Consider the following 6,527-nt stretch of genomic DNA (forward strand, 5'->3'; position numbering starts at 1 on the left):
TCGCCGGATTCGAACCCGGCGTACCAACGAGGAGATCGGTTTCGTGACGATCCGCGTAGGCATCAACGGCTTTGGCCGCATCGGTCGTAACTACTTCCGCGCGCTGCTGGAGCAGGGTGCAGACATCGAGATCGTGGCTGTCAACGACCTGGGTGACACCGCGACCACCGCTCACCTGCTGAAGTACGACACCATCCTGGGCCGTCTCAAGGCCGAGGTGTCGCACACCGCCGACACGATCACTGTCGACGGCCACACCATCAAGGTGCTGTCCGAGCGCAACCCCGCCGAGATCCCGTGGGGCGAGCTGGGCGTCGACATCGTCATCGAGTCGACCGGCATCTTCACCAAGAAGGCCGACGCCGAGAAGCACATCGCCGGCGGTGCCAAGAAGGTCCTCATCTCGGCTCCGGCCAAGGACGAGGACATCACCATCGTGATGGGCGTCAACCAGGACAAGTACGACGCGGCCAACCACCACGTCATCTCCAACGCCTCCTGCACCACCAACTGTGTGGCGCCGATGGCCAAGGTCCTCGACGAGAACTTCGGCATCGTCAAGGGTCTGATGACGACGGTCCACGCGTACACGAACGACCAGCGCATCCTGGACTTCCCGCACTCGGACCTGCGTCGCGCCCGCGCCGCCGCCGAGAACATCATCCCGACCACGACGGGCGCCGCGAAGGCCACCGCCCTGGTCCTCCCGCAGCTCAAGGGCAAGCTGGACGGCATCGCGATGCGCGTCCCGGTCCCGACCGGTTCGGCCACCGACCTGGTCGTGACGCTGCAGCGCGAGGTCACCAAGGACGAGGTCAACGCCGCGTTCAAGAAGGCCTCCGACGACGGCGACCTCAAGGGCTACCTGGCGTACACCGAGGACGCCATCGTCTCCTCGGACATCGTCGGCGACCCGGCCTCCTGCACCTTCGACTCCTCCCTGACCATGGTCCAGGAGGGCAACTCGGTGAAGATCCTCGGCTGGTACGACAACGAGTGGGGCTACTCCAACCGCCTCGTCGACCTGACGGTCTTCGTCGGCAACCAGCTCTGATCGACAGAGCAGGCACTTCGGTGTGAGTCAGGGCTCGGGCAGCGCAGGGACGCGCTGCCCGAGCCCTGACTCACGTACAGATCAGCTCTCTCACGATCACGAGCATCACCAGCCCTCACCAGCCCTTTCCAGGAGTTCCCTCCATGAAGACGATCGACGAACTTCTCGCCGAAGGTGTGGGCGGCAAGCGGGTCTTCGTCCGCGCCGACCTGAACGTGCCGCTGGACGGCACCACCATCACGGACGACGGCCGTATCCGCGCCGTCCTGCCCACCGTCAAGGCCCTCGCCGGAGCGGGCGCCCGGGTGATCGTCGCCTCGCACCTGGGCCGCCCCAAGGGCGCCCCCGACCCCGCCTTCTCGCTCGCGCCTGCCGCCACGCGCCTCGGTGAACTCCTCGGTGGGGACGTGGCGTTCGCGACCGACACGGTCGGCACGTCCGCCGAGTCCACCGTCGCTCATCTCGCCGACGGCCAGGTCGCCGTCATCGAGAACCTGCGCTTCAACGCCGGCGAGACCTCCAAGGACGACGCCGAGCGCGGTGCCTTCGCCGACCAGCTCGCCGCCCTCGCGGACGTGTACGTGAGCGACGGCTTCGGCGCCGTCCACCGCAAGCACGCCTCGGTCTTCGACCTCCCGGCCCGGCTGCCGCACGCCGCCGGTTACCTCATCGCCGCCGAGGTCGCCGTCCTCAAGAAGCTCACCGAGGACGTCAAGCGGCCCTATGTCGTCGCCCTCGGCGGTTCCAAGGTCTCCGACAAGCTCGCCGTCATCGACCAGCTGCTGGGCAAGGCGGACCGTCTCCTCATCGGCGGCGGCATGGTGTTCACCTTCCTCAAGGCCAAGGGGTACGAGGTCGGCGCCTCCCTCCTCCAGGAGGACCAGATCCCGGTCGTCCAGGAGTACATCGAGCGGGCGAAGAAGAACGGCGTCGAGCTGGTCCTCCCCGTCGACGTGGTGACCTCCACCGAGTTCCCGGACCTGAAGACCAAGGCGCCGGCGAACCCCGACACCGTCGCCGCGGACGCCATTCCGGCCGACCAGTTGGGCCTGGACATCGGTCCGGAGACCCGCAAGCTCTACGCCTCGAAGCTCGCCGACGCCACCACCGTCTTCTGGAACGGCCCCATGGGCGTCTTCGAACACCCCGACTACGCCGAGGGCACCAAGGCGGTCGCCCAGGCCCTCCTCGACTCCCCGGGCTTCACGGTGGTCGGCGGCGGCGACTCCGCCGCGGCCGTCCGCATCCTGGGCTTCGACGAGAACGCATTCGGCCACATCTCGACCGGCGGCGGCGCCTCCCTCGAATACCTCGAGGGCAAGACGCTCCCCGGCCTCGCCGCACTGGAGGACTGACCCGATGAGTACGCGCACGCCGCTGATGGCGGGCAACTGGAAGATGAACCTCAACCACCTCGAGGCCATCGCGCACGTCCAGAAGCTGGCCTTCGCCCTGGCCGACAAGGACTACGACGCCGTCGAGGTCGCGGTCCTGCCGCCCTTCACCGACCTGCGTTCCGTGCAGACCCTGGTCGACGGCGACAAGCTCAAGATCAAGTACGGCGCCCAGGACATCTCGGCGCACGACGGCGGTGCCTACACCGGCGAGATCTCCGGCCCGATGCTGGCCAAGCTGAAGTGCACCTTCGTGGCGATCGGCCACTCCGAGCGCCGCCAGTACCACAACGAGACCGACGAGCTGGTCAACGCCAAGGTCAAGGCCGCCTACAAGCACGGCCTGACCCCGATCCTGTGCGTCGGCGAGGAGCTGGAGGTCCGCGAGGCGGGCAACCACGTCACCCACACCCTCGCCCAGGTCGAGGGCGGTCTGAAGGACCTCCCGGCCGAGCAGGCCGAGACCGTCGTGATCGCCTACGAGCCGGTGTGGGCCATCGGTACCGGCAAGGTCTGCGGAGCCGAGGACGCCCAGGAGGTCTGCGCCGCCATCCGCGGGAAGATCGCCGAGCTGTACACGCAGGAGCTCGCCGACCAGGTCCGCATCCAGTACGGCGGTTCGGTGAAGTCGGGCAACGTCGCCGAGATCATGTCGCAGGCCGACATCGACGGCGCCCTGGTGGGTGGCGCCTCACTGGACGCCGACGAGTTCGTCAAGATCGTGCGGTTCCGCGACCAGTGAGTATGCGGTAGGCGCGATCCGTCGTACCCTTGCGGGGGCCGAGGGCTCTTAACGAGAGCTTCACAGCTCACAGACAGAGCTTCGGCCCCCGTCGTCTATCCAGATCCGAGGAAGTTGGTCCAGCCGTGGTTATGGGGTTCTCGATCGCCCTGATCGTCTTCAGCCTGCTGATGATGCTGCTGGTGCTGATGCACAAGGGCAAGGGCGGCGGCCTCTCCGACATGTTCGGTGGCGGCATGCAGTCGTCCGTCGGTGGCTCCTCGGTCGCCGAGCGCAACCTGGACCGCATCACCGTCGTGGTCGGTCTGCTGTGGTTCGCGTGCATTGTCGTGCTCGGCATCCTGATGAAGGTGAACAACTGATCAGCGTCGCACACGCAGCACGTCCATTCCGCACGTAAGGCCCCATGTACGGTACGCGCAGCTGAGCGCGGCCTATCATGGGGCTTGCGTCTGTGTATGGGGGTGGTAACTCCAACCACTGGACGCGCGTTGGGCCTTACGTAGACTGAGGCGCTCGCGGCGAAGCGAAACGCCGACTCGCTTTGCGGCACCATCACGCAGGGAGTTACGACCGTGGCAAGTGGCAACGCGATCCGAGGAAGCCGGGTCGGGGCGGGGCCGATGGGCGAGGCCGAGCGGGGCGAGTCCGCGCCCCGGCTGCGCATCTCCTTCTGGTGCTCCAACGGGCATGAGACGCAGCCCAGCTTCGCCAGCGACGCGCAGGTCCCCGACACCTGGGACTGCCCGCGCTGCGGCTTTCCGGCAGGGCAGGACCGGGACAACCCTCCGGACCCGCCGCGCACCGAGCCCTACAAGACGCACCTCGCCTATGTGCGGGAGCGGCGCAGCGACGCGGACGGCGAGGCGATCCTCGCCGAAGCGCTCGCCAAACTGCGGGGCGAGATCTAGAGCCTCTCGTTTGAAGCACACCGGGCACGCAGATGCCTGGTGGAGTCGTTCGGAGCACCGGCCGCCGGATTCCTGACCGAGGCCGATTGTCAGTGGTGCCCTCTACGGTTTGTTCATCGGCGAACCGGAGGGGGAATCGTGGCGACGGGCGAGACGGGGGGCGCTGGTGCGCCCGCATGGCGTGGGGGATTCGGGCGCTTGTGGAGCGCCGCCGTGCTCTCCAGCTTCGGTGACGCGCTGCGGACCTCCGCGTTGCCTCTGCTCGCCGCGACACTGACAGACCGGCCCCTGCTCATCTCGGCGGTCACCGCCTGCGGATACCTGCCCTGGATCGTCTTCGGGCTGCTCGGCGGCGCCGTCGCCGACCGCGTGGACCAGCGGCGCGCGATGTGGACGGCGGACGCGTTACGAGGACTGCTGGTCGCCGGCTTCGCGGTGGCCGTCGCGCTCGGGCAGGCCTCGATCGGCCTGCTGATCGCGCTGGCCTTCGCCCTGACCACTCTCCAGACCCTCTTCGACAACGCCGCCACCGCCCTGCTGCCCGCCCTGGTGGACCGCCATGCGCTGGGCAGCGCGAACGCCCGACTGATGACCGGCCAGCAGATCGCCGGTGGCCTGCTGGGCGCACCACTCGTGCCGCTGCTCCTGCTGTCCGGTGCCGCGATGCCCTTCGCAGCCGACGCGGTGACCTTCCTGGTGGCGGCCGCCCTGGTCGCGTCGCTGCGCACCGCCCGGCCCGAGCGGAAGCCGAGACCGGCGGGCAGCACCCTGCGCTGTGAGATCGCCGAGGGGCTGCGCGTTCTGGGACACGACAAGGCCCTGCGCGGACTGTGTGCCGCGACGGCGCTGTGCAACATCGGCATGGGTGCCCTCATCGCCGGCCTGGTGCTCCTGGTGACGGGCTGGCTGGACGCGGGCACCGCGGGTTACGCGGCGGCCATGACCGCCTATACGGTGGGCGGCCTGACCGGGGGAGTGACGAGCGGTCGGCTCGTCGCCCGTCTGGGGCGGGTGCGCGCGGTGCTGCTCGCCGGGACGGTGCAGATCGGCGCGCTGGTGATCATGGGATCGGTGCGCAGTCCGGTCGCCCTGGCGGCGGCCATGGCCGTCTTCGGGTTCATGGGCATGCTGTGGAACGTCAACACCAGAACCCTGATGCAGGAGCGCACCCCCGCCGACACCCTGGGGCGGGTCAGCGCCGCCTTCCGGACCCTCGGGGTCGCCGGGGCGCCCCTGGGGGCCCTGCTCGGCGGGGCGGTGGCCACCGTCTGGGGCCTGAACACCCCGGCGCTGCTCGCGGCCGCCTTCTTCGTTCTGGCCGTCGCCTCGCTGATACCCGCGCTCAAGGTGGACGTATCTGTTGGTGCGCACGACGACGCCACGACAGCTCCCGCCCCGCGCTGATCAATTAGGTTGGACGCGGCAGCGGGCAGCAGGCACAGGCACGAGAGAAGGCTGAAGTCCTCCATGAACGCAGACGGCCGTACCAGACTCAACCGGACGCCCGAGTGGACCGCTCTGGCGAAGCACCGTGAGGACCTCGGGGAGGTGCGGCTGCGCGAGCTGTTCGCCGCCGACCCGGACCGCGGCGCCTCATTCACGCTGCGGGTCGGTGACCTGTACGTCGACTTCTCCAAGCATCTGGTCACCGACGAGACGTTGGCCCTGTTGCGGGAACTGGCCGTGGCCACCGATGTGTTCGGGTTGCGGGATGCCATGTTCCGGGGTGAGCGGATCAACATCACCGAGGACCGGGCGGTGTTGCACACCGCGTTGCGTGCTCCGGCGAACGCGGTGGTGGAGGTCGACGGTGAGAACGTGGTGCCGGGCGTGCACGCGGTGCTGGAGCGGATGAGTGACTTCGCCGGGCGGGTGCGGTCGGGTGAGTGGACGGGCCATACCGGCCGGCGGATCCGTAATGTCGTCAACATCGGTATCGGTGGTTCGGATCTGGGTCCGGCGATGGCGTACGAGGCGCTGCGCGCCTACACCGACCGGTCGTTGACGTTTAGGTTCGTGTCGAACGTGGACGGGGCCGACCTGCATGAGGCGACGCGGGATCTGGATCCGGCGGAGACGCTGTTCATCGTCGCGTCGAAGACGTTCACCACGATCGAGACGATCACCAACGCGACCTCCGCGCGTGAGTGGCTGCTGACCGAGTTGAAGGATCCGGACGCGGTCGCGAAGCATTTCGTGGCGTTGTCGACGAACGCGGAGAAGGTGTCGCAGTTCGGGATCGACACGGCGAACATGTTCGAGTTCTGGGACTGGGTCGGGGGCCGGTACTCCTTCGACTCGGCGATCGGGCTGTCGTTGATGATCGCGATCGGTGCGGACCGTTTCCGGGAGATGCTGGACGGTTTCCGGATCGTCGACGAGCACTTCCTCAACGCTCCGGCCGAGTCGAATGTGCCGCTGCTGCT

At 68.2% G+C, this 6,527-nt stretch carries 6 protein-coding genes and 1 pseudogene; all 7 read left to right on the plus strand.

The window, feature by feature from the left end; all coding sequences use genetic code 11:
- Window positions 1-43: 43 nt before the first annotated feature.
- Window positions 44-1,054: a type I glyceraldehyde-3-phosphate dehydrogenase gene (gap, locus tag ABZ027_RS40140; RefSeq protein ID WP_356777483.1), complete on the plus strand. Its 1,011-nt coding sequence runs from the start codon at window positions 44-46 to the stop codon at window positions 1,052-1,054.
- Between the two features lie 143 nt (window positions 1,055-1,197).
- Entirely contained in the window at window positions 1,198-2,409 is a 1,212-nt protein-coding gene (locus ABZ027_RS40145; protein WP_356777485.1) for a phosphoglycerate kinase, read from the plus strand.
- A gap of 4 nt (window positions 2,410-2,413) precedes the next feature.
- A complete protein-coding gene (tpiA, locus tag ABZ027_RS40150; RefSeq protein ID WP_356777487.1) occupies window positions 2,414-3,190 on the plus strand; it encodes a triose-phosphate isomerase in 777 nt (258 codons plus the stop codon).
- A 131-nt stretch (window positions 3,191-3,321) separates the two neighbouring features.
- Window positions 3,322-3,552 (plus strand): preprotein translocase subunit SecG, encoded by a 231-nt coding sequence (gene secG / locus ABZ027_RS40155; RefSeq protein WP_029181151.1) that lies wholly within the window; start codon window positions 3,322-3,324, stop codon window positions 3,550-3,552.
- Between the two features lie 213 nt (window positions 3,553-3,765).
- Window positions 3,766-4,101, plus strand: a complete 336-nt coding sequence (locus tag ABZ027_RS40160) for an RNA polymerase-binding protein RbpA (RefSeq protein ID WP_003957010.1) — start codon at window positions 3,766-3,768, stop codon at window positions 4,099-4,101.
- 138 nt (window positions 4,102-4,239) lie between these two features.
- The gene (locus tag ABZ027_RS40165) at window positions 4,240-5,505 is read left to right on the plus strand and encodes an MFS transporter (protein WP_356777489.1); all 1,266 of its coding nucleotides are present in this window, start codon (window positions 4,240-4,242) and stop codon (window positions 5,503-5,505) included.
- Window positions 5,506-5,568: 63 nt separating this feature from the next.
- A pseudogene (locus ABZ027_RS40170) lies at window positions 5,569-6,527 on the plus strand (glucose-6-phosphate isomerase); the annotation flags it as partial.

Origin of the sequence: Streptomyces sp. NPDC006332, assembly GCF_040612855.1 — a bacterium.
GTDB lineage: Bacteria > Actinomycetota > Actinomycetes > Streptomycetales > Streptomycetaceae > Streptomyces.